The sequence below is a fragment of the Candidatus Thioglobus sp. genome (assembly GCF_028599055.1).
In the GTDB taxonomy this organism is placed as follows: Bacteria; Pseudomonadota; Gammaproteobacteria; order PS1; family Pseudothioglobaceae; genus Thioglobus_A.
This window is the reverse complement of sequence record NZ_JAQRMS010000145.1, coordinates 1-2,690: the sequence shown is the minus strand read 5'-3', so window position 1 is coordinate 2,690 and position 2,690 is coordinate 1. Positions and strand designations below refer to the sequence as shown.

The 2,690-nt window shown below is 44.0% G+C and carries 4 protein-coding genes; all 4 read right to left on the bottom strand.

Annotated elements, in window-relative coordinates; all coding sequences use genetic code 11:
- Positions 1-1,175: tryptophan synthase subunit beta (trpB, locus tag PSN35_RS06915; protein ID WP_300031331.1), on the bottom strand; the 1,175-nt coding region annotated here is incomplete at its 3' end.
- The gene (locus PSN35_RS06910) at positions 1,172-1,780 is read right to left on the bottom strand and encodes a phosphoribosylanthranilate isomerase (protein WP_300031329.1); all 609 of its coding nucleotides are present in this window, start codon (positions 1,778-1,780) and stop codon (positions 1,172-1,174) included. The genes trpB and PSN35_RS06910, both read right to left, overlap by 4 nt.
- Positions 1,781-2,488 (bottom strand): hypothetical protein, encoded by a 708-nt coding sequence (locus PSN35_RS06905; protein WP_300031327.1) that lies wholly within the window; start codon positions 2,486-2,488, stop codon positions 1,781-1,783.
- Positions 2,489-2,497: 9 nt separating this feature from the next.
- The coding region (locus PSN35_RS06900) for a sulfur relay protein DsrC (RefSeq protein WP_367183410.1) at positions 2,498-2,690 on the bottom strand (193 nt) is incomplete at its 5' end.

Sequence of the window (2,690 nt, the reverse complement as noted above, 5' to 3'; positions counted from 1 at the left end):
GTATGAATATCCTTATCACCTCTACCTGAGAGATTAATAATAATATTTTTATCCTTGCCAAGCTGTTGTGCCAACTTAATGCCATAAGCTACCGCATGTGAGGATTCTAACGCTGGAAGAATGCCTTCAACTTTAGTTAGCGTATGGAATGCATCAAGCGCTTCTTCGTCGGTAATGGCCACGTATTGTGCACGGCCTGAATCTTTCAAATAAGCATGCTCTGGACCTACGCCTGGATAGTCTAATCCGGCTGAAATTGAATGGCCTTCAATTATCTGACCATTTTCATCTTCCATTAAATAAGTTCTATTGCCATGCAGCACACCTATATTGCCTGCGCACAAAGGGGCGGCGTGTGCTGTCGGACCTTTGTCAAGACCATGTCCGGCTGCCTCTACACCATAAATTTCCACTGACGAATCGTCAATAAACTCATGAAATAAGCCGATTGCATTCGATCCGCCACCAACACAAGCGACTAATGCATCCGGCAGACCGCCAACTTGATCAGCAAATTGCGTTTTGGCTTCTTTACCAATAATTGATTGAAAATCACGCACCATCATTGGATAAGGATGCGGACCTGCTACAGTACCAATAATATAAAACGTGTTATCAATATTGGTTACCCAATCTCGCATGGCTTCATTGAGTGCGTCTTTCAGGGTTTTTGAGCCCGAAGATACCGGAACAACCGTCGCACCCAAAAGCTTCATTCTAAAAACATTCAAAGCTTGACGAGCAACATCAACCTCGCCCATGTAAACCACACATTCCAGCCCTAAGCGCGCTGCCACGGTTGCGGTTGCAACGCCGTGTTGGCCCGCACCCGTTTCAGCAATAATACGAGTTTTGCCAAGACGTTTTGCCAGTAATGCTTGACCAATAGTGTTGTTAACTTTATGAGCGCCTGTATGATTTAAATCTTCTCGCTTTAAATGTATCTGCGCACCGCCTAATTGCTTACTCAAATTTTGCGCATGATAAAGCGGCGTTGAGCGACCCACATAATGCTTTAAGTCATGCTCAAATTCAGCTAAAAATTCAGGATCATCTTTAAATTTTTCATAAGCATCCTTAAGTTCAGTAACCGCTGTAACCAATGTTTCTGGCATGAAAGACCCGCCAAATTGATCGAAATGGCCTTTATCATCCGGTAAGTTGTAATTACTCATAAATTTGCCTGTGTCATAAATTGCTTGATTTTTTCAATATCCTTAATGCCTTTGGCGCTTTCCACACCACTAGAAACATCGAGCGCATAAGGGTTAACTTGGCTCACCGCTTGATGGGCGGTTTCTGGACTTAGACCGCCCGCTAAAATAATTGGCAAGTCGATTTCAACATTCGCCAATGACCAGTCAAATTGCTCGCCTGTTCCGCCATAGACATTAGGATTATAAGCATCTAACAATAAACCACTTGCCTGCTGGTAGTCTTGCGCCAGTTGAACAATATTAGTCTGCTCATTCACTCGCAAGGCTTTAATAAATGGCATGGCATACTGTTCGCATGCTTGCGGTGTTTCATCGCCATGAAATTGCAAGGTATCTAATGGCACCTCGCACAACACCTCATCGATAAAATGAGCGTCTGCATTGACAAACAATCCAACCCGACTGATAAACGGAGGCAATGCTTGAATAATTTCTAACGCTTGTGCGGTTTCGACATAGCGAGGCGACTGTTCATAAAAAACCAGGCCAATGGCGTCAATCCCGAGCATGGCAGCGTCGCGTGCATTTTGCGCTTGCGTAAAACCACAGACCTTGATGTTCATCTATTTGCCTTCTGCATCAAGCTTTGCCCTAATGGCGTCACGATCAACCCACCAACTGTCACCCACTAATTGTTCAACAGCACTCGACATTTTAGCTAAAAATACCTCGGGCTTATCAAGCTGCAACGTTTTGCGCCATAAATCAAACGTAGATTGGTCAGTCACATGAGAATGCTCATCAGCCACTGAGGCGATCATTTGAGAGGCAAAAAAGGTTAAATCATCGTCTGCACCACGTCTGATAGAAACAATGTAATGTGCAGTTGCTGCTGCATAAGCTTTAGTGTCTGCGCCTTTAGGAGATTCTTCTACCAAATGCTGTAGTGTGGCCACAGTCAGCTCTGGATCAATGGGGAAAGTAATACCTAACCACAACGCATGACCTAGTGCTTTCAGAGCCTCTGGCCCTTCAGACAAAAACATCGCATCACAAGCTTCGGTGGCGTATTCCCATAATTCATTTTCCTTGGCTAGATCAAAGGCCAACATGGCCTTTTCCCAAGCGTCAGCACCCTTGTAACGCTCCACTTGAATGCGAGCAATTTCAAGCAAGGTATTAATGCGCTCTTCAACCGGTGTGTCAGGTGTTTGATCGGCCAACTGCGCATCGAAAAACTCTAGTCGAGCAACCAACTGCTCTTCGTTAGCGTACATATCTTCGCCGCCTTCAGCGTCAAAAATTTGTTCTTTGTTTAAATATTTTCCCATAATAATTCTCTAGTAAAAAGCTGCTTCTAATCGGTCTTCCCAATTTTCAGGCGTGTCATGATAATCAGGCTTAACATCCATACGGAAAAAACGTTCGTCTGACGCTTTTGAAACAGCTTTAAGAATATCGACCAATTCTTCGAAAGAATCCGCCTGCGGATTGGCAATAATAACTTCACTGACTAACAACATAACTATTTGT

Bases quoted from the DNA above. Each gene is read 5' to 3' on its own strand.
- PSN35_RS06910 (WP_300031329.1), bottom strand. From the start codon at position 1,780: ATGAACATCAAGGTCTGTGGTTTTACGCAAGCGCAAAATGCACGCGAC.
- PSN35_RS06905 (WP_300031327.1), bottom strand. From the start codon at position 2,488: ATGGGAAAATATTTAAACAAAGAACAAATTTTTGACGCTGAAGGCGGC.